The 20,359-nt window shown below is 63.8% G+C and carries 22 protein-coding genes; 17 read left to right on the plus strand and 5 right to left on the minus strand.

What is annotated here, in order from left to right; translation table 11 throughout:
• Positions 1-10 precede the first annotated feature (10 nt).
• Positions 11-427, minus strand: coding sequence for a tellurite resistance TerB family protein (locus NMB41_RS09425; RefSeq protein WP_494382199.1), 417 nt, complete (start codon positions 425-427; stop codon positions 11-13).
• Positions 428-537: 110 nt separating this feature from the next.
• Between NMB41_RS09425 and NMB41_RS09430 the strand changes: the two genes are divergently transcribed.
• The 3 genes from NMB41_RS09430 (at position 538) to NMB41_RS09440 (ending at position 5,700) form a co-directional block, all read left to right on the plus strand.
• Positions 538-1,458, plus strand: coding sequence for a LysR family transcriptional regulator (locus tag NMB41_RS09430; protein WP_494382200.1), 921 nt, complete (start codon positions 538-540; stop codon positions 1,456-1,458).
• A gap of 93 nt (positions 1,459-1,551) precedes the next feature.
• Positions 1,552-4,167, plus strand: coding sequence for an ATP-dependent chaperone ClpB (clpB, locus tag NMB41_RS09435; protein ID WP_494382201.1), 2,616 nt, complete (start codon positions 1,552-1,554; stop codon positions 4,165-4,167).
• A gap of 327 nt (positions 4,168-4,494) precedes the next feature.
• The gene (locus NMB41_RS09440; RefSeq protein WP_494382202.1) at positions 4,495-5,700 is read left to right on the plus strand and encodes an MFS transporter; all 1,206 of its coding nucleotides are present in this window, start codon (positions 4,495-4,497) and stop codon (positions 5,698-5,700) included.
• 75 nt (positions 5,701-5,775) lie between these two features.
• On the opposite strand, the gene NMB41_RS09445 is transcribed toward NMB41_RS09440, so the two are convergent.
• Entirely contained in the window at positions 5,776-6,687 is a 912-nt protein-coding gene (locus NMB41_RS09445) for a PEP-CTERM sorting domain-containing protein (RefSeq protein ID WP_494382203.1), read from the minus strand.
• A gap of 211 nt (positions 6,688-6,898) precedes the next feature.
• Here NMB41_RS09445 and NMB41_RS09450 point away from each other — a divergent pair, with 211 nt between their 5' ends.
• The 3 genes from NMB41_RS09450 (at position 6,899) to NMB41_RS09460 (ending at position 10,158) form a co-directional block, all read left to right on the plus strand.
• Positions 6,899-7,252, plus strand: coding sequence for a hypothetical protein (locus NMB41_RS09450; protein WP_494382204.1), 354 nt, complete (start codon positions 6,899-6,901; stop codon positions 7,250-7,252).
• A gap of 146 nt (positions 7,253-7,398) precedes the next feature.
• Positions 7,399-8,652 (plus strand): 23S rRNA (adenine(2030)-N(6))-methyltransferase RlmJ, encoded by a 1,254-nt coding sequence (locus tag NMB41_RS09455; RefSeq protein WP_494382205.1) that lies wholly within the window; start codon positions 7,399-7,401, stop codon positions 8,650-8,652.
• A 231-nt stretch (positions 8,653-8,883) separates the two neighbouring features.
• The gene (locus tag NMB41_RS09460; RefSeq protein ID WP_494382206.1) at positions 8,884-10,158 is read left to right on the plus strand and encodes an EAL and HDOD domain-containing protein; all 1,275 of its coding nucleotides are present in this window, start codon (positions 8,884-8,886) and stop codon (positions 10,156-10,158) included.
• A gap of 201 nt (positions 10,159-10,359) precedes the next feature.
• Here the strand turns inward: NMB41_RS09460 and NMB41_RS09465 are convergent, their stop codons facing one another.
• Both NMB41_RS09465 and NMB41_RS09470 read right to left on the minus strand, forming a co-directional pair.
• Positions 10,360-11,109: an SAM-dependent methyltransferase gene (locus NMB41_RS09465; RefSeq protein ID WP_494382207.1), complete on the minus strand. Its 750-nt coding sequence runs from the start codon at positions 11,107-11,109 to the stop codon at positions 10,360-10,362.
• A gap of 18 nt (positions 11,110-11,127) precedes the next feature.
• Positions 11,128-11,748, minus strand: a complete 621-nt coding sequence (locus NMB41_RS09470; protein WP_494382208.1) for a Maf-like protein — start codon at positions 11,746-11,748, stop codon at positions 11,128-11,130.
• Positions 11,749-11,951: 203 nt separating this feature from the next.
• On the opposite strand from NMB41_RS09470, the gene NMB41_RS09475 reads away from it, so the two are divergent.
• The 9 genes from NMB41_RS09475 to NMB41_RS09515 all read left to right on the plus strand — a co-directional run bounded on the left by NMB41_RS09475 (position 11,952) and on the right by NMB41_RS09515 (position 19,078).
• On the plus strand, positions 11,952-12,449 hold the full coding sequence (locus tag NMB41_RS09475; RefSeq protein ID WP_494382209.1) for a YceD family protein: 498 nt from the start codon (positions 11,952-11,954) through the stop codon (positions 12,447-12,449).
• Between the two features lie 167 nt (positions 12,450-12,616).
• The gene (rpmF, locus tag NMB41_RS09480) at positions 12,617-12,799 is read left to right on the plus strand and encodes a 50S ribosomal protein L32 (protein WP_055936259.1); all 183 of its coding nucleotides are present in this window, start codon (positions 12,617-12,619) and stop codon (positions 12,797-12,799) included.
• A 189-nt stretch (positions 12,800-12,988) separates the two neighbouring features.
• Complete coding sequence (plsX, locus tag NMB41_RS09485; RefSeq protein WP_494382210.1) at positions 12,989-14,011, plus strand: phosphate acyltransferase PlsX; 1,023 nt, start codon at positions 12,989-12,991, stop codon at positions 14,009-14,011.
• A gap of 28 nt (positions 14,012-14,039) precedes the next feature.
• Positions 14,040-15,023 carry a beta-ketoacyl-ACP synthase III gene (locus NMB41_RS09490; RefSeq protein WP_494382211.1) on the plus strand — a complete coding sequence of 328 codons (984 nt, stop codon included), beginning with the start codon at positions 14,040-14,042 and terminating at the stop codon, positions 15,021-15,023.
• 53 nt (positions 15,024-15,076) lie between these two features.
• Positions 15,077-16,015, plus strand: coding sequence for an ACP S-malonyltransferase (fabD, locus tag NMB41_RS09495; RefSeq protein WP_494382212.1), 939 nt, complete (start codon positions 15,077-15,079; stop codon positions 16,013-16,015).
• A gap of 30 nt (positions 16,016-16,045) precedes the next feature.
• The gene (gene fabG, locus NMB41_RS09500; RefSeq protein WP_494382213.1) at positions 16,046-16,783 is read left to right on the plus strand and encodes a 3-oxoacyl-ACP reductase FabG; all 738 of its coding nucleotides are present in this window, start codon (positions 16,046-16,048) and stop codon (positions 16,781-16,783) included.
• Between the two features lie 181 nt (positions 16,784-16,964).
• Positions 16,965-17,204 carry an acyl carrier protein gene (gene acpP / locus NMB41_RS09505; protein ID WP_020653257.1) on the plus strand — a complete coding sequence of 80 codons (240 nt, stop codon included), beginning with the start codon at positions 16,965-16,967 and terminating at the stop codon, positions 17,202-17,204.
• 26 nt (positions 17,205-17,230) lie between these two features.
• On the plus strand, positions 17,231-18,478 hold the full coding sequence (gene fabF, locus NMB41_RS09510) for a beta-ketoacyl-ACP synthase II (RefSeq protein ID WP_494382214.1): 1,248 nt from the start codon (positions 17,231-17,233) through the stop codon (positions 18,476-18,478).
• 111 nt (positions 18,479-18,589) lie between these two features.
• Positions 18,590-19,078 (plus strand): protein YgfX, encoded by a 489-nt coding sequence (locus NMB41_RS09515; RefSeq protein WP_494382215.1) that lies wholly within the window; start codon positions 18,590-18,592, stop codon positions 19,076-19,078.
• 22 nt (positions 19,079-19,100) lie between these two features.
• Here the strand turns inward: NMB41_RS09515 and NMB41_RS09520 are convergent, their stop codons facing one another.
• On the minus strand, positions 19,101-19,289 hold the full coding sequence (locus tag NMB41_RS09520) for a hypothetical protein (RefSeq protein WP_494382216.1): 189 nt from the start codon (positions 19,287-19,289) through the stop codon (positions 19,101-19,103).
• Between NMB41_RS09520 and rpoE the strand changes: the two genes are divergently transcribed.
• Both rpoE and NMB41_RS09530 read left to right on the plus strand, forming a co-directional pair.
• Positions 19,283-19,885 carry an RNA polymerase sigma factor RpoE gene (gene rpoE / locus NMB41_RS09525; protein WP_494382217.1) on the plus strand — a complete coding sequence of 201 codons (603 nt, stop codon included), beginning with the start codon at positions 19,283-19,285 and terminating at the stop codon, positions 19,883-19,885. The genes NMB41_RS09520 and rpoE overlap by 7 nt on opposite strands.
• A 98-nt stretch (positions 19,886-19,983) precedes the next feature.
• Positions 19,984-20,286 carry a sigma-E factor negative regulatory protein gene (locus NMB41_RS09530; RefSeq protein ID WP_494382218.1) on the plus strand — a complete coding sequence of 101 codons (303 nt, stop codon included), beginning with the start codon at positions 19,984-19,986 and terminating at the stop codon, positions 20,284-20,286.
• The last annotated feature ends 73 nt before the right edge of the window (positions 20,287-20,359 follow it).

A 20,359-nucleotide genomic window follows, 5' to 3' on the forward strand; every position in this document is an offset into this window, starting at 1 on the left:
CCTGCTGACGTCAGCAGCGCCGTGTCATGTCCTCGGCTGGAGCGGGCGATGACCAGCTACGCAGCGCACGTTGCAGCAGCAGGTGTTCGCGGCTGTCGACCAGGCGGTCGGCATCGACGACCTCGAGCATCGCCTTGAGCGTGCACATGCGCAGGAGCGGATCAGTAATTTCGCCCAGAAGGCCGTCGAGCATATCCCGGTCGAGTGCGATTGTTCCGGAATCGAGGCCGATGGCGCTCGCCAGCAGGTCTTCGCACAGGCCATGCACGACCTGGTCGAACCTGTCGGCGTCGGCCCCGACCCGCTCCAGGATGGCACAGTGGTGCAGTGCCTTCAGTTCGGACGGCGCCAGGTGGCCGTCGACGATCATCGACAGCGCCAGCAGCCGGCAGACGGCTTCCTGGCTATCGTTCGGGTAGCTTCGCATGATGTCCTCTCTTGGTGGTGGTGGGGATGGCTGTAGCATAGTTGGCCTGACGCGAAAGGAAAAATCGATTAATCTTTCCTTATCCTCAATTTTTATGGAACTGTCAGGTGATGAACTACAAGCACTTGCAGTACTTCCATGCGGTGGCCACCGGCGGCTCGATCGCGCGCGCCGCACAGGAGCTGCACGTCACGGCCCAGGCCATCAGCACCCAGCTCGGCCTGCTGGAAGAACGCTTCGGCACGCCGCTGTTCAGGAAGAAGGGAAGGGGCCTGGAGCTGACCGATGCGGGCCGCGTCGCCCTGGAGTACAGCGCGCGCATCTTTGACCTCGGCAACGAGCTGGAACAGACCATGCGGCGCGGCGCGTCGCCTGTGCCGGAAACGCTGCGGGTGGGCATTTGCGACATCGTCCCGAAGACGGTTGCCTTCCGCCTGCTGCAGCCGGCGCGGGAAGCGGGCATGGCGATGCGCCTGATCTGCCGCGAAGGGCGTTTCGATCAACTCCTGGTCGAACTGGCCGCTCACCGGCTCGACCTGGTGCTGGCCGACCGCGCCCTGGCGCCCGGCGCGGCGATCCGCGCGCATACCCGCTTGCTCGGATCGACCACCCTCAGCGTGCTGGGCCACCCGCGCCTGTGCCAGGCATGGAGCGGCGCTTTCCCGGCACGCCTGCGCGAGGCGCCTTTCCTGTTGCCTGGCGTCGAGGCGGCCGTGCACAGCCAGCTGCAGGGCTGGTTCGAGGAGCACGGCCTGCGCCCGATCGTGGTTGGCGAATTCGACGACGGCGCCTTGCTCAAGGCGTTCGCGCGCGCCGGCGCCGGGTTCATCGTGGTGCCGACCGTCGTGGCCGCCGTGGTCGCTGCCGAATATGGCCTGGAGCAGGTTGGCGTGATCGACGCGATCACCGAACAGTTCCATGCGATGACGGTCGAGCGCCAGCTCGACCATCCTGCCGTCAAGCGCATCCTGCAGCGGGCAGGCGACGTGTTCGCGCCTGCGGGCAGCACGGGCCAGGCCCAGGCGGCGTAAGACTGCGCTTACCGCGGCGCGGGCAGATCTTGAAAAGCGCGTCGGCATCCCAATGTTGTTTCGTAGTTATGAATACTCACCAGGGAGTACAACATGCGGCAAGATAAATTGACGACCAAGCTCCAGGAAGCACTGGCCGATGCTCAGAGCCTGGCGGTCGGCAACGATAACCAGTACATCGATCCCGTGCACCTGCTCGTCGCCCTGCTCAACCAGGACGACGGCAGCGCCCGTTCACTGCTGCAGCGCGCGGGAGTGAACGTCGGCGCACTGACCAATGCGCTCAAGAGCAGTATGGAGCGCCTGCCCAAGGTGTCCGGCACCGGCGGCGAAACCCAGGTCGGGCGCGAGCTCGTCGCCTTGCTCAACCTCGCCGACCGCGAATCGCAAAAGCGCGGCGACCAGTTCCTGTCCTCCGAAATGGTGCTGCTGGCGCTGACCGAGGACAAATCCGACGCGGGCCGCCTGGCGCGCGAGCATGGTCTCGCCCGTAAATCGCTGGAGTCGGCCATTTCGGCCGTGCGCGGCGGCGAGAACGTCAATTCGCAGGACGCCGAAGGCCAGCGCGAATCGCTGAAAAAATACACGCTCGACCTGACCGAGCGCGCCCGCATGGGCAAACTCGACCCGGTCATCGGGCGCGACGACGAGATTCGCCGTGCGATCCAGGTGCTGCAGCGCCGCACCAAGAACAATCCCGTGCTGATCGGCGAGCCGGGCGTGGGCAAGACTGCGATCGTCGAAGGCCTGGCCCAGCGCATCGTGAACGGCGAAGTGCCGGATTCTCTCAAGGGCAAGCGTGTGCTCTCGCTCGACATGGCAGCGCTGCTGGCGGGCGCCAAATACCGCGGCGAGTTCGAGGAAAGGCTGAAAAGCGTACTGAAGGAACTGGCGCAAGATGAGGGCCAGACCATCGTCTTCATTGACGAGATCCACACCATGGTCGGCGCCGGCAAGGCCGAAGGCGCGATGGATGCGGGGAACATGCTCAAACCGGCGCTCGCGCGCGGCGAGCTGCACTGCGTCGGCGCGACCACGCTCGACGAGTACCGCAAGTACGTGGAAAAGGATGCCGCGCTCGAGCGCCGCTTCCAGAAGATCATCGTCGACGAGCCGACTGTCGAGGCGACGATCGCCATCCTGCGCGGGCTGCAGGAGAAATACGAGCTGCACCACAAGGTCGAGATCACCGACCCCGCCATCATCGCCGCGGCCGAGCTGTCGCACCGTTACATCAGCGACCGCTTCCTGCCCGACAAGGCGATCGACCTGATCGACGAAGCGGCCTCGAAGATCAAGATCGAGATCGACTCCAAGCCGGAAGTCATGGACAAGCTCGAGCGCCGCCTGATCCAGCTGAAGATCGAGCGCGAAGCCGTGCGCAGGGAGACCGACGAAGCCTCGCAGCGGCGCTTGGAACTGATCGGCGAGGAGATCGCCCGCCTCGAGCGCGAATACAACGATTACGAGGAAATCCTGAAGGCGGAAAAGGCCGCGGTGCAGGGCACCACCCACATCAAGGAAGAGATCGAGCGCATCCGTTACCAGATGGAGGAAGCCAAGCGCCAGAGCAACTGGCAGGTGGTCTCGGAACTGCAGTACGGACAGCTGCCGCAACTGGAAGCCCAGCTCAAGCAGGCCGAGGAAGCGGCGACGCTCGCCCAGTCCGACGGCAATGCGAAACCCAAGCTGCTGCGCACCCAGGTGGGCGCCGAGGAGATCGCCGAAGTGGTCTCGCGCGCGACCGGCATTCCGGTCTCGCGCATGATGCAGGGCGAGCGCGACAAGCTGCTGCACATCGAAGAGAAGCTGCATGAGCGCGTGGTGGGCCAGGACGAAGCGATCGAAGCGGTGTCGGACGCGATTCGCCGTTCGCGCGCCGGCCTGTCCGACCCGAACCGCCCGTATGGCTCCTTCATGTTCCTGGGCCCGACCGGCGTGGGCAAGACGGAGCTGTGCAAGGCACTCGCCGGCTTCCTGTTCGACGCCGAGGAATCGATGATCCGCATCGACATGAGCGAATTCATGGAGAAGCATTCGGTCGCCCGCCTGATCGGCGCGCCGCCGGGCTATGTCGGCTACGAGGAGGGCGGTTATCTGACCGAAGCCGTGCGCCGCAAGCCCTACAGCGTGATCCTGCTCGATGAGATCGAGAAGGCGCACCCGGACGTCTTCAATGTGCTGCTGCAGGTGCTGGACGATGGCCGCATGACCGATGGCCAGGGCCGCACCGTCGACTTCAAGAACACGGTGATCGTGATGACTTCGAACCTGGGCTCGCACAAGATCCAGTCGATGGACTCCGACGAGCCGGCCGTGGTCAAGATGGCGGTGATGGCCGAGGTGCGCGGACACTTCCGTCCGGAGTTCATCAACCGGATCGACGACATCGTGGTCTTCCACGCGCTCGACGAGAAGAACATCGGCGCGATCGCCAAGATCCAGCTGCGCAGCCTGGAGGAGCGCCTGGCGAAGATGGAGATGACGCTCGACCTCGACGAGGAAGCCCTGCAGAAGATCGCGGAAGCCGGTTTCGATCCGGTGTATGGCGCGCGTCCATTGAAACGCGCGATCCAGCAGCAGATCGAAAATCCGCTGTCGAAAGCCATCTTGTCGGGCAAGTTCGGGCCGAAGGACACGATCACCGTGCGGGTGCGGGCGGGGCAGCTGGTGTTCGGCGAGGAGAAGACGGTCGAGCTGGCGAAGTAAGCCGGTTCTGGCGGTCGGGACGGGGGCGCAGCGATGCGCCCCTTTTTCGTTTTACGGCTGCGACGTGTATCGGAGGGACGTAGGGTGGGCGGGTCTCCCGCCCACGCGTTCAATTGCGGCTTGAACATCCACACTGTCTCGACGGAACGTTGGATCGGGAGCAGATGTTGCGGATGCACTCAGGTTCATTGAACGCGTGGGCGGGGAACCCGCCCACCCTACGTCGGCTTACGGAACGAGTCTTGACTGAACACTCCGCCCCCTCGCCAGCAAAGCTGCGCGGTTTTGACTACACTGATCGCTTTCGCTTCTCAACATCGGTAAGCCATGAGCACAACAAGCCTGCGCCAGGATGCGCGCGTGATCGGCCTGGTCGGCGTCTCGCACGGGGTATCCCACTTCTATCACCTGATCCTGGCGGGTCTGTTCCCCTGGCTGAAGGCGGCCTTCGTGCTCTCGTATGCGGAGCTGGGCTTCCTGATGACGGTGTTCTTCGTCGTCTCCGGCGTCGGCCAGGCGCTGTCGGGCTTCCTGGTCGACAAGGTCGGCGCGCGGCGCGTGCTGTTTTCCGGGCATGCGCTGCTGGGGATCGGGGCGCTGGTGCTGGCCGCCGCGCCGAATTATTCGGTCCTGCTGCTCGGCTCCCTGATTGCCGGCTGCGGCAACGCGGTGTTCCACCCGGCCGGCTACACGCTGCTGAACCAGAACGTCTCGAAGGAACGCCTGCCGCATGCCTTCTCGGTGCACGGTATTTCCGGCAACATCGGCTGGGCGGCGGCGCCCCTGTTCCTGGCGGGCGTGGCAACGCTGTCGAGCTGGCGCGTGGCGCTGCTGGCGGCGTCGGCGATTCCCGCCCTCATGCTGCTGACCCTGGTCCTGAACCGCAAGGTGCTGAGCACGGCTGCTCCGGTGCAAACGAGCGCGCAGGCGGCCGGCGGTTCCTTCGATTTTCTGCGTTTGCCGGCCGTGTGGATGTGCTTCGGCTTCTTCTTCCTCACCTCGGTGGCCCTGGGCGGGATCCAGGCCTTCTCCTCGACCAGCCTGACCGCCCTGTACGCCATTTCCTTGCCGACCGCGGCCACGGCCTACACCACCTATATGCTTTCTTCGGCGGCGGGCATGGTGGCCGGCGGCTTCCTGGCGGCGCGCGCGCGCAGTTACGACCGCACGATCGCGGTGTCCTTCCTGTTCGCGGCCGCGCTTGCCTTGCTGCTGTCGGCCTCGATCCTGCCGGGCGCGCTGGTGGTGCCGATGATGGGTGCGATCGGCCTGGCGAGCGGCGTTGCCGCCCCTTCGCGCGACCTCCTGATTCGCGCCGCGGCGCCGCCGAATGCAACCGGGCGCGTGTTCGGCGTCGTGTATTCGGGCCTGGACAGCGGCATGGCGGTCGGCCCGGTGCTGTTCGGCATGCTGATGGATGGCGGCCATCCGGCCGGCCTCTTCATCGGCGTGGCCTTGTTCCAGACCCTGGCGATCGCCACGGCGGTCGGCGCCGGGGGCAGCGCAAGGGCGCCGCTGCCGCACAAGGCGTAAAGACCTCGGCAACAAAAAAGCGCGGGCCAGTGAATGGCCCGCGCTTTTTTTATGGGTGCTTGCTTGCGCTGTGGATCAGCCGCGTTTGCGCAGCGCCGCGCCCATCAGGGCCAGGCCGCCGAGCAGCAGGGCGATCGACTGCGGTTCCGGCACCTCGTTCGAGCCCTGCTCCTGCGACACCGGCTCCAGCACGAGCTCGGGCTGCGTCACCAGCACTGGCGGCGGGACTGGAATCGCCGGCGTCGTGACAGGCTCGACGGCAGGTGCGGTCACCACCACGGTTTCCGGCTGTCCCACGGTCGTGTTGCCGCTCGCGGGCAGGCTCGCCGGCGTGCCGGACTCGGACACCGGCGTCGACGCGACGGGGGCCGGCGTCGCCGGCGCAGCTGGCGTTGGGGCGGCCGGGGCAGGGACGATGACAGGGGCGACGGGCGTCGGCGCGACTGGCGTGGCCGGCGTCACAGGCGTCACCGGCTGGACCACGACGACTGGCGCCGCGGGGATCTGCCGCGACAGCAGGTCGCCCACCTTGTTCTTCGACGCATCGAGGAAGCTGACCTTCAGGTGCGGCGCATCCAGGTCCGGCGTGCCGCCGGTGAAGGTGAAGGTGAACACCATGTTGTCGGTCAGCGCAATCGGCGTGCCCGAGATGCACAGCGCGGTGCCGGTACGCGAACCGCCGCCGCCGGCGCAGCCCTGTGCGTTCAGTTCCTTCGAACTCAGGCTCCAGGCAGTTGCGCCTTTCGGTGCGGCCGTCACCGACACGCTGCTGAAACTGCCGATGTCCTTCAGGCTCAGGGCGCCCAGCGAGGTGGCGCGACTCCAGTCGCCGCTGTGTTTCGCGGCGTCGATGTCGAGCGTCAGCACATTATTCGACCAGGTGGTCGTGAACACGACGTCCTGAAAGCGGAGCACGCCGGCTTGCGCGGTGCCGAGTCCTGCTGCCATGGCCAGGGCCAGGCTCATCTTGCGGAAAATGGGTTTCAAATGCGTTCCTTGACATGCCGGTCATCGGCGGATTCGATAAATAAATGCAACTTCAAGCCCGAATATTGCCGAATTTACTGATTTCAGTCAACAAGAAATTCATTGATAACAACAAAACTAGCTGAATAGCAACATCTTGCAACCCAGGGTGCATAGATTTTTATGATTGTTAATTATCAAACGCAAAGAATACCTATTCAGCATCGAAGGCATGTTCGCCAACACGGAGTGCGCCGCGAAGGCGCGATCGCTGTGGTACGAGGAGATGAAGCGCCAGCAGCTCAGCGTGCTCGACGGCGCGATCCTGCAGCGCAAACTCGCCGCCAGCGGCGCGCGCGGCGACCTCGAGTACCAGTCGCTCAAGGGCGCGGCACGCTTCGTCTTCGAAGTCGAACTGCTGAACCTGAACGGCAAGTGCGAACTGGACGGCGCGCTGAAGGACGTCGGCAACGGCGCCCTGGTGGCCAGGGTCAAGCTGCGCTTAGACAGCGTCGCAACGCGCGACGAGATGGACCGCCTCAGCCGCGCCCTGGTCGCGCGCCTGCTGCAGTCGCAGGTCGGCTGACCACAGCCTGAAAACACCATGCGGGCGCCGATTTGGGCGGCCCGGCGGTTCTGGGAGATAATGGCGGCTTGAAGCCGGCGATTTTCCCGGAGCCGCGCCCCCGCGCCGGCTCCATGCCGGCGCTTTCTATTTAGGATTCCCATATTATGTTGAGCTACCGCCACGCCTTCCACGCGGGTAACCACGCCGACGTCCTCAAGCATTTCGTTCAAGTGCAATTGCACGAGTACATGAACCAGAAGGACACCGCCTACACCTATATCGACACCCACTCGGGTGCCGGCGTGTATGCGCTCGACGGCAGCTTCGCCTCCAAGAATGCCGAGTTCGACACCGGCATCGGCCCGCTCTGGACCCGCACCGACCTGCCGCCGGCGCTCGCCGCGTACGTCAAGCTGGTCAAGGGCATGAACCCGAGCGGCAAGATGCGCTACTACCCGGGCTCGCCCTGGGTGGCCGACCAGATGACGCGTCCGGAAGACCGCCTGCGCCTGTTCGAACTGCATCCGGCCGACAGCAAGATCCTGGGGGATAATTTCCGCAAGGCGGACGCGCACAAGGCGGAGCAGGGCGAGCGCTCGCGCGGACGGCGCGTGATGATCGAGCGCGGCGACGGCTTCCTCAGCATGAAGGCGCTGCTGCCGCCGCCATCGCGCCGCGCGCTGGTGCTGATCGACCCGCCCTACGAGATGAAGGACGACTACCGCAAGGTGAAAGATGCGCTGGAAGACGCCCTCGGGCGTTTCCCGAGCGGCATCTTCGCCGTCTGGTACCCGGTGCTGCAGCGCATGGAGTCGCGCCAGTTCGCCGACCGCCTGAAACGCCTGCCGGCCAAGGAGTGGCTGAACGTGACGCTGACCGTGTCGACGCCCGGCCCCGACGGTTTCGGCTTGCACAGCAGCGGCATGTTCATCCTGAACCCGCCGTACACGCTGGAACCGATGCTGCGCGAAGTGATGCCCTACCTGGTCAAGGTGCTGGGCAAGGATGCGGGCGCGACTTTCGTCATCGAACGCGGCACCCAGGTGACCGGTGCGGCCGCCGCCCGGGTCGGCGCCGGCGGCACCGCGCGCCAGCCGGTCGGCAATGCGCGCCGTGCCAGCCCGCTGTCGGGCACCGGCAGCCTGCGCCTGCCGGGCCAGGCCGCGGCGGCGCGTGCCGAAGCGGCCCCTGCCGACACGCGCCGTCCGGATGGCGCGGCGGCCAGCAAGGTGGGCGCCTCCGAGCGCGCCCGCCGCTTCTCGCGTTCGGAAGGCGCCGCGCCGGCCGCCGATGCACGTCCGAAGAGTGCCGGTGCCCGTCCGGAACGCGCCACCAGCGGCCGTCCGACGTCGGGCCGTCCGGATGCACGCACTCCGGCGCTTGGCACCGGCCCGGCACGCCCGCGCAAGCGCAGCTAATCTGCCGGCTCGCCGGGCGCCGCGCGCGCCCGGCTTTCCCGTTGACGTGATGTGAGAACCCGTCCGCATGGGCGCGAGCGGGTCATTTTCGCAACGCGGCCGTCGCTCGTTTCGATGTAAAAATGTAAAGATTGATGCGATGGTGTATAGTCGGAAGAGGTGCGCAACCATGCGCGCGCGTATTGCTGCGCCCACGTGCCTGCTGCGCAGCAAACGTTTTCAGGAGTCAACATGCTTGCCGAAGTAAGGACCGTATCGACAACGATGCTGTCCGACGAATTTTTCCTGGCGCGCCAGCCGATCCTGGGGCGCGACCAACGTCTGGTTGCTTACGAGCTGCTGTTTCGCGCAGCCGGCGAGCACGACGACGCACGCCTGACGGACGGCGCCGCTGCCACGGCAGCGGTGATTTCCCACGCTTCCCAGCTCGGCCTCGAGCAAGTTGTCGATAACAAGCTTGCCTTCGTGAATGTCGACGAGAACGTGCTGATGAGCGACTACGTGCGTTTCCTGCCGCCTAATAAGGTTATCCTCGAAATTCTCGAAACCGTCAAGCCGACCGAGCCGTTGCTGGCGCGCGTGGCAGTGCTGAAATCGCTCGGCTTCAAGTTCGCCCTCGACGATGTCGTCAACCATACCGAGGAGGTCGAAAAGCTCCTCGGGTTGGTCGATATCGTGAAAGTCGACTTGCAGGGCGTGGCGCCGGAAGCCCTGGCGCATCTGGCCGCCTCCCTGCGCAAGACCGGCAAGAAGATGCTGGCCGAAAAGGTCGAAACCCAGCAGGAGTTTCGCGCCTGCCTGGAACTCGGTTTCGATTACTTCCAGGGCTATTATTTCGCGCGCCCAGTGATCCTCAGCGGCCGCAAGATCACGCCCTCCGAAATGGTGATCCTGCACCTGCTCGAACTGATCAATTCGGACGCCGACGACGCCGCGATCGAAACCTATGTCAAGCGCGATCCCCTGATCAGCCTGAACCTGCTGCGCCTGGTAAACAGCCGCGCCTCCAAGCCCGGCAACCGCATCGAATCGATCGCCGAGGCCCTGGTCAAGCTGGGGCGCAAGCAATTGCGCCGCTGGCTGCAAATCCTGATGTTCGCCGCGCCCGGCAGCAAGGTCGAACTCAATTCGCCGCTGCTGCAGCTGGCCACCACGCGCGGCAAGCTCCTTGAGCTGATGTCGCTGCAGGTGCGCCCGGGCAACGTGGTCGGCGCCGAGCGCGCCTTCACGGCCGGCATCATGTCGCTGGCCGACGCCCTGTTTTCGATGCCGATGGCCGATATCCTCGAGAATGTCGAGCTGGCCGAAGACGTGCGCGCGGCGCTGCTCGAGCGCGCGGGCGACCTGGGTGCGATGCTCGACGTGGTCGAGCGTTTGGAAAAAGCCGATACCGGCCGCCAGTTCACCGCGGCCTTACGCAAGCTCGGCCTGACCTCGAAGCAGGTGCGCGAGATCGAGCTGGCGGCTTTTGACTGGGTGCGCGAGCTGGTGCACGACGCGGGTTGATGCAGGATGTAGGGTGGGCGGCTCGACTGTTAACGATGCAAGCACACGACTCTTGCGCCGCCCACGCGTTCAACGCACGCTGGCATCTTCGCGTCGTTTCACGGGCTGGTTGAACGCGTGGGCGGCACTCGCGCCGCCGTGCAATCACGCACCGCGGTGTAGCCGCCCACCCTACGGTAAGGAACGGCCGTGTCTGCGGTCTTACTGCCCCAGGAACAAAAACACCGTCGGCTTCTTGTGAAAGTCTGGCATCTTCCCCGCGCCCAGCTGCGCCTTCCACTTGGTCGCCGTCATCGTGCGCACCGATTCGGTTGCCAGCGACAAGTCGGTCGCCACGCACACCAGCGTTCCCGGCTGGCAGCTCGCCACCAGGGCTTCGAGCATTTGCCCGTTGCGATACGGCGTTTCGATCAGCAATTGGGTCTGCTTCTCCAGCCGCGAGCGCGTTTCCAGTTCGCGGATGCGCTTGGTGCGTGCCGCGGCGTCGGTGGGCAAATAGCCGTTGAAGGCAAAGCTCTGCCCGTTCAGGCCGCTCGCCATGACGGCCAGCAGCAGCGACGAGGGGCCGACGAGAGGGCGCACCGTCACGCCATGCTGATGCGCCAGGCGCACCAGGTCGGCGCCCGGATCGGCCACGGCCGGCACGCCTGCTTCCGAGACCAGCCCGGCGTCTTCCCCGGCCAGCAGCGGCGCGAGCAGCTGTGCCAGCGCCGCCGCGGGCGTGTTGACGTTCAGTTCGGCAATGCGGATCTCCTGCAGCGGTTTCGCCAGCGGGTGGTCGATTGCAATCAATTTCAAAAAGGCGCGCGCGGTCTTCGCATTTTCGGCGACAAAATAACCGAGCTGGGAAGTGATCGCCTGCACCTGGCCGGGCAGGACCTGGGACAGGGCGCCGGGCGCGGCATCGGTGGGGCCTAGGGTGTTCGGAATCAGGTAGAGGGTGCCGGGCATGAGTCAGGAAAAAAAGGGTTAAACGCCGAAGAAAGCCACGCCGGCGCGGCGCAGCATGCCGGTCAAGGCGATCAGGGGCAGGCCGGTGAGGGCGGTCGGGTCGGAAGAGTCGATGCGTTCGATGAGGGCGATGCCCAGGCCCTCGTTCTTGGCGCTGCCGGCGCAGTCATAGGGCTGTTCGATGCGCAGGTAGGCGTCGAGTTCGGCGTCGGGCAGGTCGCGGAAACGCACGAAGACCTGCACGTTTTCAACTTGCACATGTTCCGACTGCCCCGCGGCGCTGACGCGTCCGTCCCACAGGCAGAGCGCCGTATGGAACACGACCTCGCGTCCACGCATGGTTTGCAATTGCGCCAGCGCGCGGGCGTGGTCGCCCGGTTTGCCGATCTGCTCGCCGTCCAGGGTGGCGACCTGGTCGGAACCGATCACGAGCGCCCCCGGATAGTGGCGGGCAATTGCTTCGGCCTTGGCCCGCGCCAGGCGCAGGGCGGTCTCTTGCGGGGCTTCGCCGGCGCGCGGCGTCTCGTCGATATGGGGTGCGATTGCCTCGAAAGGCAGGTGCAGGCGGCCCAGCAATTCACGCCGGTAGCTGGAGCTCGACGCTAAAATCAGGCGCGTTACGGTAGAACTTGGTATCATGTGCGCGCTCAAGGAATCTATAAGAAAAACAGATGGATGACGCCTCCCGGCAAGCAATGCTGATGAATGCGGCAGAGCAGGGCGCCAGGGCCGTGAATCACAGCAACAGCCAGGGGCGTCAGGACCAAAAAAACGCGCCAAGTCTTTGACTGCGCGTGGATAACCCTGTTATTATCGCAGGTTTTCCGGGGACGTTTTCTGCAATGAGCGCTTTTGTCATCGACGCTTTTGAATTTTGCCGGACCAACGGCCACCGCGAAGGGGTCACCCCGCTGACGGAGATGCCCCGCCTCGCCGCCGATTGCGCGAACGACAGCGGCGCGATCACCTGGTCGATCCAGGGCGGCACGACGCCGCAGGATTATCCGACGATGACCTTGTCTGTCGAAGGTACCGTCCAGCTGGTATGCCAGCGTTGCCTGGCCCCGTTCGATTACCACATGGACTCGGCGACCCAGCTGGTGCTGGGGCGTGACGACGAGGAAGCCGATGGCATGGAAGAAGTCCTCGACGATGAAAGCATCGACGTGATCGTCGGCAGCCACGCTGCCGATATCCGCGAGCTGCTCGAGGACGAAGCACTGCTGGCCCTGCCGCAGTCGCCGAAACACGAGGTATGTCCGAGCACGCCGCTGCTCGACAACCTGAAGTCTGAAAAGGTCTCGCCGTTTGCCGGCTTGAAGAACCTGAAATCCGAATAAGCAGTTTGCAGTAAAGCAGTTGTAGTCAGACGCGTGCACAGTCGAGTATGTCAGGGCAGCGTTACAAACATGTCGGCAATCGTGAGATTGCCGGTGGGATACTCGATGTGCATGTTTTTGCAAATCGATTGTGTTAGAATTTTAGAACTTTAGTATTAGGAGTCATCATGGCAGTTCAGCAGAATAAGAAGTCCCCATCGAAGCGCGGTATGCACCGCTCGCACGATTTCCTGGTTGCCCCTAACCTGGCAGTCGAGCCTGTGACCGGTGAAACCCACCTGCGCCACCACATCAGCCCGAACGGCTTTTACCGTGGTCGCAAAGTCCTGAAGACCAAGAACGACGAGTAATCGCCGTCTTGTTTTTCTGTACCATGAAAGCGGTGCAACGTATGTTGAGTGCGTGGCGCCGCTTTTTCTTTGTCCCCGGTCGCCGATGTTCGCGCACCATTACGGTTTCTGTCCCGGACCGGCATGCGTTTAATTCGCGTATGCGTCTTGCCGCCACCACCGCGTGAGCGCAGTTGCACCCCCCCACAGATGACAATTAAAATATCCATCGACTGCATGGGCGGAGACCACGGTCCTTCCGTTACCATCCCGGCAGCCCTGTCCTTCCTCAAGCAACAGCCGGAAGCCGAACTGATTCTCGTCGGCGTCGAAGAGGCAATCCGCGCCGAGCTGAAAAAACACCACGCCGGCGCCAATCCGCGCCTGACGGTCAAGCACGCCTCCGAAGTCGTGGAGATGGACGATCCGATCGAAGTGGCCCTGCGCCGCAAAAAAGATTCCTCGATGCGCGTCGCGGTCGAGCTGGTCAAGGACGGCAGCGCCCACGTCTGCGTCTCGGCCGGCAATACCGGCGCCCTGATGGCCGTCTCGCGCTATGTGCTCAAAACCATGGCCGGCGTCGACCGCCCGGCGATCTGCTCGATCCTGCCGAACCAGAAAAACGGTCCGACCTATATGCTCGACCTGGGCGCGAACGTCGACTGCAGCCCGCACCACCTGCACCAGTTCGCGATCATGGGCTCGGTCCTGTTCGCGGCCATGGAAGGCCGGCAGCCGACGATTGGCCTGCTGAACGTGGGTACCGAAGAAATCAAGGGCAATGACGTCGTGAAGGAAACGGCGCTGCTGCTGCGCGCCGACCACGAGCGCGGCGCCCTGAATTTCTACGGCAACGTCGAAGGCAACGACATCTTCAAGGGTACGGCCGACGTCGTCGTCTGCGATGGTTTCGTCGGCAACGTCACGCTCAAAGCCATCGAAGGCCTGTCGCGCTTCATGAAGTCGGTCTTCAAGCAAAGTGCGCTGTCGATGCTCGGCGCACTGATCGCGCGCGGCGCCCTGAAGAAACTCAATCCCGAGCGCTACAATGGCGCCGGTTTGCTCGGCCTGAAGGGCCTGGTCTTCAAGAGCCACGGCGGCGCCAATGCGTACGCCTTCGAATGGGCCATCCGGCGTGCTTTCGATGCGGCGAAAAATAATGTACAAGAGCAGCTGTCGGCGATGATCGCCGAACTCATGCCAGAAACGCCTGACGCCCAGCGGCAGGTTTGATAGACGACGGAATTCGGGTGGAGATGTAATGACTGTCTACAGCAAAATCATCGGCACCGGCAGCTATTTGCCGGCGCGCAGGGTCACCAACGAGGAGCTGGCCGCTGAACTGGCCGCCAAGGGCATCGAGACCTCGGACGAGTGGATCGTGTCGCGCAGCGGCATTTCCGCGCGCCACTACGCCGCAGCCGACCAGAATTCCTCCGACCTCGCGGTCGAAGCCGCGCAGCGCGCGCTCGAGATGGCCGGCAAGGCCCCGGGCGAGATCGACATGGTCATCGTCGCCAGCTCGACCCCGGACTTCCAGGGCAGCTTCCCGAGCACGGCCTGCATCGTCCAGCAAAAGCTGGGCATGGCCAACCACAGCGCGGCCTTCGACGTGCAGGCCGTCTGCAGCGGTTTCGTCTACGCGGTCGCGACCGCCGACGCCTTCATCAAGTCGGGCATGCACAAGACGGTGCTGGTGATCGGCTCGGAGGTGTTTTCGCGCATCCTGAATTTCGAAGACCGCACCACCTGCGTGCTGTTCGGCGACGGCGCCGGCGCCGTGGTGCTGAGCGCCTCGAGCGAGCCGGGCATCCTGGCCTCGAAACTGCATGCCGACGGCACCCATGCCGACATCCTGTCGATCCCGCCAAGCCCGGCCGGCAGCGCCGCCAGCGGCGGTTTCCTGCACATGGATGGCCAGGCCGTGTTCAAGCTGGCCGTCACCGTACTCGAAGAAGTCGCCAACGAAGTGCTCGATGCCGCGCAAATGGCGCCGGCCGACGTCGACTGGCTGATCCCGCACCAGGCGAATATCCGCATCATGAAGAGCACCGCCAGGAAACTCGGCCTGCCGCTCGATCGCATGGTCGTCACGGTCGACGAGCACGGCAACACCTCGGCCGCCTCGATTCCGTTGGCGCTTGACCTTGCGGTGCGCGATGGTCGCATCAAAGCAGGCGACAATATCCTGATGGAAGGCGTCGGCGGCGGCTTTACCTGGGGCGCGATTCTGGCGCGCATGTAAGGCGCAGCGCTAAGCGCGCGCCACGTCCTCGAATTCACAAGGAACATAATAAGATGAGCAAATTCGCATTCCTGTTTACCGGCCAGGGCGCACAAGCGGTCGGCATGCTGAACGGCTTCGCCGGCAATGCCGTCGTCGACCAGACCGTGGCGGAAGCCTCCGAGGCGCTCGGCATGGACCTGGGCCGCCTGATCGCCGAAGGGCCGAAGGAAGACCTCGACCTCACCACCAACACCCAGCCGGTCATGCTGACCGCGGCCGTGGCCGTCTACCGCGCCTGGATCGCCGCCGGTGGCCCGGCGCCATCGATTGTCGCCGGCCACAGCCTGGGCGAATACTCGGCCCTGGTCGCCGCCGGCGTGATCGATTTCAAGGACGCGGTGCCGCTGGTGCGCTTCCGCGCCCAATCGATGCAGGAAGCGGTGCCGGTCGGGCAGGGCGGCATGGCCGTCGTGCTGGGACTCTCCGCCGACGACGTGCGCGCCGTCTGCCTGGAAGCGGCCCAGGGCGAAGTGGTGGAAGCCGTGAATTTCAACGAGCCGACCCAGATCGTGATCGCCGGCCACGCCGCGGCAATCGACCGCGCCTGCGAGATCGCCAAGGCCAAGGGCGCCAAGCGCGCCATGAAGCTGTCGGTGTCGGCGCCGTTCCACTCGTCGCTCCTGAAACCTGCTTCGGACCGGCTGCGCGAGTACATGGAAAAACTGAACTTCAACGCGCCGCGCATCGATTTGATCAACAACGTCGATGTCGCTATCCTGAAAGACCCGGAAGCGATCAAGGATGCCCTGGTACGCCAGGCCGCAGGTCCCGTGCGCTGGGTCGAGACGATGCAGAAGATGGCGGGCGAGGGCGTTACCCAGGTCATCGAATGCGCCCCGAGCAAGACCCTGATCGGCATGGCGAAACGCATCGATCCGGTGCTGGTGGGCGAAGCGCTGACTGACCAGGCCGCGATCGATCGCGTGCTGGAAAGCATTAAGGGCGCCTGAGCCCCTGTTATAGATAAGGAAAAGAATTACATGAATCTGGAAAACCAAGTCGCTCTCGTCACCGGTGCCTCACGCGGCATCGGCAAGGCCATCGCACTCGAGCTGGCCCGTCAGGGTGCAAAAGTCGTCGGTACCGCCACCAGCGAATCCGGCGCGGAAGCGATCACGGCCTACCTGGCCGAGTTCGGCGGTAAGGGCCTCGTGCTGGACGTCACCGATGCGGCGCGCTGCACGGCCGTTATGGACGAAGTGCAAAAAACTTTCGGCACCGTCGGCATCCTCGTGAACAACGCCGGCATTACCCAGGACAACCTGGCCATGCGCATGAAGGACGAGGAGTGGGAGAGCGTGATCGCGACCAACCTCACCGCCGTCGGCCGCCTGTCGCGCGCCGTGTTGCGCGGCATGATGAAGGCCAAGGCTGGCCGCATCATCAACATCACCTCGGTGGTGGCCTCGTCGGGCAATCCTGGCCAGATGAACTACGCCGCCGCGAAAGCGGGCGTGGAAGGCATGGCGCGCGCCCTGGCCCGCGAAATCGGCAGCCGCAACATCACCGTCAACTGCGTCGCGCCCGGTTTCATCGATACCGACATGACCCGTGGTTTGGGCGAAGGCCAGCACGAAGCGCTGCTCACGCAAATCCCGCTGGGCCGCCTCGGCCAGCCGGAAGACATCGCCCATGCGGTGGCCTTCCTGGCCGGTCCGACCGCCGCCTATGTCACCGGTACTACGCTGCACGTGAATGGCGGCATGTACATGAATTGATGCAAAAGCCGCGAATAGGGGGCGGTCGATTACATTGACCCGTTTTTGAATCGCGGCAGGATCTCATCTTTTAGCAGGAGTTCCGGTCGAATTAGCGTCACACGCCGAAACTAGTTTTTCAGCGCGCAAACCTGATAAAATGCGCGCACTTTCCGCAACACATACCTAATGGAGCCATAACATGTCGGATATCGAACAACGCGTTAAAAAAATCGTCGCTGAGCAACTGGGTGTTGCAGAAGCCGACATCAAAATCGAGTCGTCGTTTGTTGACGACCTCGGCGCTGATTCCCTGGACACCGTCGAACTGGTGATGGCCCTGGAAGACGAATTCGAAATGGAAATCCCTGACGAACAGGCTGAGAAAATCACCACCGTCAAGCAGGCAATCGACTACGCAACTGCGCACGTCAAGGCCTAAGCTGTTTTAGTTTTCGGGAGAATCGCTTGAGCCGTTCACGCAACCGCCGCGTCGTCATTACCGGCCTGGGCTGTATTTCACCTATCGGCAATAACATCGCCGACACGTGGAGCGCAGCGCTGGCTGGCAAGTCGGGCATTGCCAACATCACCAAGTTCGATGCAGCGCCATTTTCGACCCGCTTTGCGGGCGAAGTCAAAGGCTTCAATATCGAGGATTTCATCCCCGCCAAGGAAGCCCGCAACATGGATACCTTCATCCATTTCGGCATGGCAGCGGGTATTGAGGCGCTGAAGGACTCGGGCCTCGAAGTTACTGAAGAAAACGCCGACCGCATCGGCGTGATCGTCGGTTCGGGTATTGGCGGCTTGCCGCGGATCGAAGAGCAGAAGGACGAGTACGACAAGCGCGGCCCACGCCGCATTTCGCCGTTCTTCGTGCCGGCGTCGATCATCAACATGATCTCGGGCGACCTCTCGATCAAATACGGCCTGCGTGGTCCGAACCTGGCCATCGTCACGGCCTGCACCACGGGCCTGCACTGCATCGGCGCGGCTGGCCGCCTGATCGAATACGGCGACGCCGACGTGATGATCGCCGGCGGTGCCGAGTCGACCATCTCGCCGCTGGGCCTGGGCGGTTTCGCCTCGGCACGCGCACTGTCGTCGCGCAACGACGATCCGGCCACGGCTTCGCGTCCCTGGGACCGCGACCGCGACGGCTTCGTGCTGGGCGAGGGCGCCGGTGTCATGGTGCTGGAAGAATACGAGCACGCCAAGGCGCGCGGCGCGAAGATCTACGCCGAGCTGCTCGGCTTCGGCATGAGCGCGGATGCGAACCACATCACCGCGCCGATGGAAGACGGCAGTGGCGCGAGCCGCTGCATGGTGTCGGCCATGGGCAATGCCGGGATCAATCCCGACCAGGTGCACTATGTGAATGCGCACGGTACCTCGACCCCGCTGGGCGACCTGGCGGAAGTGCAGGGCATCAAGCGCACCTTCGGCGACCATGCCCACAAGCTGGCGGTCAACTCGACCAAGTCGATGACCGGCCACTTGCTGGGCGGCGCAGGCGGACTCGAGTCGGTGTTCACGGTGCTGGCGATCCACAACCAGATCTCGCCGCCGACCATCAACATGTTCAACCAGGATCCGGCCTGCGATCTCGATTTCGTGGCCAACACGGCGCGCGACATGCAGATCGATTATGCCGTGAAGAACTCGTTTGGTTTCGGCGGTACCAACGGTACCCTCGTCTTCGCCAAAGTTTAAATTAAGGTTCTGAACCTGCTGCGTCCGGTCCTGTCTAACAACGGATCGGACGCCTGACCCTGCCGCACCCCGCGCGCGGCAGGCGTTCCGTTTTACTTTTCCTCCATACCCGTGTCCCTTGCCGTGTCCGCACGCGTTGCGCCGTCACGCCTTCTGCGCACAGCGCTCCTGCTGTTCGCGCTGGCGCAGCTGTGCGCGGCCGTCCTGGTCGGCCTGGTGTTGCCCGAACGCGTCGCCGGTGCGGCGTTTTGCGCCGCTTTTTTCCTGCTTGCAGCACTCGCTTCCTTGCGCGGATGGGCTGGCGCGACAAAGACGCACCGGATTGATGTATCTGGAACCGGCACCCTGCACCTGACGGTACAACAACGGATGGGGGCCGAAGCGCTGGCGTCCAGCGGCACCGTCGTCAGGCTGTTGCCCGCCACACTCATCTGGCCCTCGCTCTTGCTCTTGCACCTGGCCGATGAAAGCGGACACAAGCACATCGTAGCGGTTCTGCGCGACAGCCTGGCGCCCTTTGAATACCGGGCGCTGCGCGTTGCAATCGGCACCTTGTGCAGGCGCCATGAACGTGCAGCACCGACAACCGAAATACTTTGAACTTATTGCAGTCAGCCAACTCTTAGGCTGGAGAGGCCTCAAAAAACCGTAGCAAGCGCAAGAATTTTTTGGTCGTGCTCCGCGGCGCATGCTTGCCGAACGCAAGGGCGGCGAGCATCGCAGGGTCGGGCAAGTCACCAAAAATTTCCTCGCGCGGCAGGTTTTTCGACAGCTCTCCGGCCGGGTGTGCAAGGGGCACGGTCAGTGACAACAGAACGCGAGGGTGATCAACTGCTGGTTGAACGCGTCCAGGCCGGTGACAGGGGGGCGTTCGACTTATTGGTGGCGAAGTATCAGCGCAGGCTGATGCGTTTGGTGTCGCGCCTCGTGCACGACCCCGCCGAAGCTGAAGATGTGGTGCAAGAAACCTTTATTAAGGCTTTTCGGGCCTTGCGCCATTTTCGCGGTGAATCGGCGTTTTATACTTGGCTCTACAGAATAGGCATTAACACCGCAAAGAATTATCTCGTCACACAAGGCAGGCGCGCGCCGACCTCGACCGAGGCCGATACGGAACGTGCCGAAGGGTTTGACGATGCGGACAGCTTGCGCGACATAAACACGCCGGAATCGGTGTTGGCGAGCAAGCAGATCGCGTACACGGTCAACGCAGCAATGGAAGCATTGCCGCTCGAATTGCGGACTGCGATCGTTTTGCGCGAAATTGAGGGTTTGAGCTACGAGGAAATCTCGGAAGTGATGGCTTGTCCGATTGGAACGGTGCGCAGCAGGATATTTCGCGCACGCGAAGTCATCGCCGAAAAATTAAAGCCTTTGCTTGATTTTCCGGCTGACAAACGTCGGTAGCGAAGGTGGTCGCAAACGAGCCCTGAGCAGGTGCAGCACCGGGTTAGCCGAGGTTCCCTAAACCTTGGCATGTTGGATCACACAGCTATGGACTACCGATGGACACGAACAAAAAGAACCGCGAACGTATCTCCGCCCTGAGCGACGACGCGTTGCCGAAGGACGACCACGAGCTGGCCTGCGCAGCCCTGCGCACGGCCGATGGAATAGCAGCGTGGGAAGTGTATCACCTGATCGGTGACGCCCTGCGCACGGGAGAGTCTGCCGACCTGTCGCCCGGCTTCGCGGCACGCCTGTCCGCGCGCCTGGCCGACGAGCCGCTGCACCCGCGCCGCCCGGTCGCCGAGCTCGAGCGCGCCAAGCAGCCGGCGGCGCTGGCGGCGTCGACCCCGGGCTCCTGAAGTCCGCCAGGTCTGCGCGTCCCTGCGGGTGCAATGCCCGCCGGGCTCGTTTCCACCCAAGCCACAGGTTGGA

Source organism: Massilia sp. FBCC-B171 (assembly GCF_059134155.1).

Excerpts from the sequence above, each read along its gene's own strand:
- NMB41_RS09425 (WP_494382199.1), bottom strand. The coding sequence starts at position 427 with ATGCGAAGCTACCCGAACGATAGCCAGGAAGCCGTCTGCCGGCTGCTG.
- NMB41_RS09430 (WP_494382200.1), top strand. The coding sequence starts at position 538 with ATGAACTACAAGCACTTGCAGTACTTCCATGCGGTGGCCACCGGCGGC.
- clpB (WP_494382201.1), top strand. The coding sequence starts at position 1,552 with ATGCGGCAAGATAAATTGACGACCAAGCTCCAGGAAGCACTGGCCGAT.
- NMB41_RS09440 (WP_494382202.1), top strand. The coding sequence starts at position 4,495 with ATGAGCACAACAAGCCTGCGCCAGGATGCGCGCGTGATCGGCCTGGTC.
- NMB41_RS09450 (WP_494382204.1), top strand. The coding sequence starts at position 6,899 with ATGTTCGCCAACACGGAGTGCGCCGCGAAGGCGCGATCGCTGTGGTAC.
- NMB41_RS09455 (WP_494382205.1), top strand. The coding sequence starts at position 7,399 with ATGTTGAGCTACCGCCACGCCTTCCACGCGGGTAACCACGCCGACGTC.
- NMB41_RS09460 (WP_494382206.1), top strand. The coding sequence starts at position 8,884 with ATGCTTGCCGAAGTAAGGACCGTATCGACAACGATGCTGTCCGACGAA.
- NMB41_RS09465 (WP_494382207.1), bottom strand. The coding sequence starts at position 11,109 with ATGCCCGGCACCCTCTACCTGATTCCGAACACCCTAGGCCCCACCGAT.
- NMB41_RS09470 (WP_494382208.1), bottom strand. The coding sequence starts at position 11,748 with ATGATACCAAGTTCTACCGTAACGCGCCTGATTTTAGCGTCGAGCTCC.
- NMB41_RS09475 (WP_494382209.1), top strand. The coding sequence starts at position 11,952 with ATGAGCGCTTTTGTCATCGACGCTTTTGAATTTTGCCGGACCAACGGC.
- rpmF (WP_055936259.1), top strand. The coding sequence starts at position 12,617 with ATGGCAGTTCAGCAGAATAAGAAGTCCCCATCGAAGCGCGGTATGCAC.
- plsX (WP_494382210.1), top strand. The coding sequence starts at position 12,989 with ATGACAATTAAAATATCCATCGACTGCATGGGCGGAGACCACGGTCCT.
- NMB41_RS09490 (WP_494382211.1), top strand. The coding sequence starts at position 14,040 with ATGACTGTCTACAGCAAAATCATCGGCACCGGCAGCTATTTGCCGGCG.
- fabD (WP_494382212.1), top strand. The coding sequence starts at position 15,077 with ATGAGCAAATTCGCATTCCTGTTTACCGGCCAGGGCGCACAAGCGGTC.
- fabG (WP_494382213.1), top strand. The coding sequence starts at position 16,046 with ATGAATCTGGAAAACCAAGTCGCTCTCGTCACCGGTGCCTCACGCGGC.
- acpP (WP_020653257.1), top strand. The coding sequence starts at position 16,965 with ATGTCGGATATCGAACAACGCGTTAAAAAAATCGTCGCTGAGCAACTG.
- NMB41_RS09530 (WP_494382218.1), top strand. The coding sequence starts at position 19,984 with ATGGACACGAACAAAAAGAACCGCGAACGTATCTCCGCCCTGAGCGAC.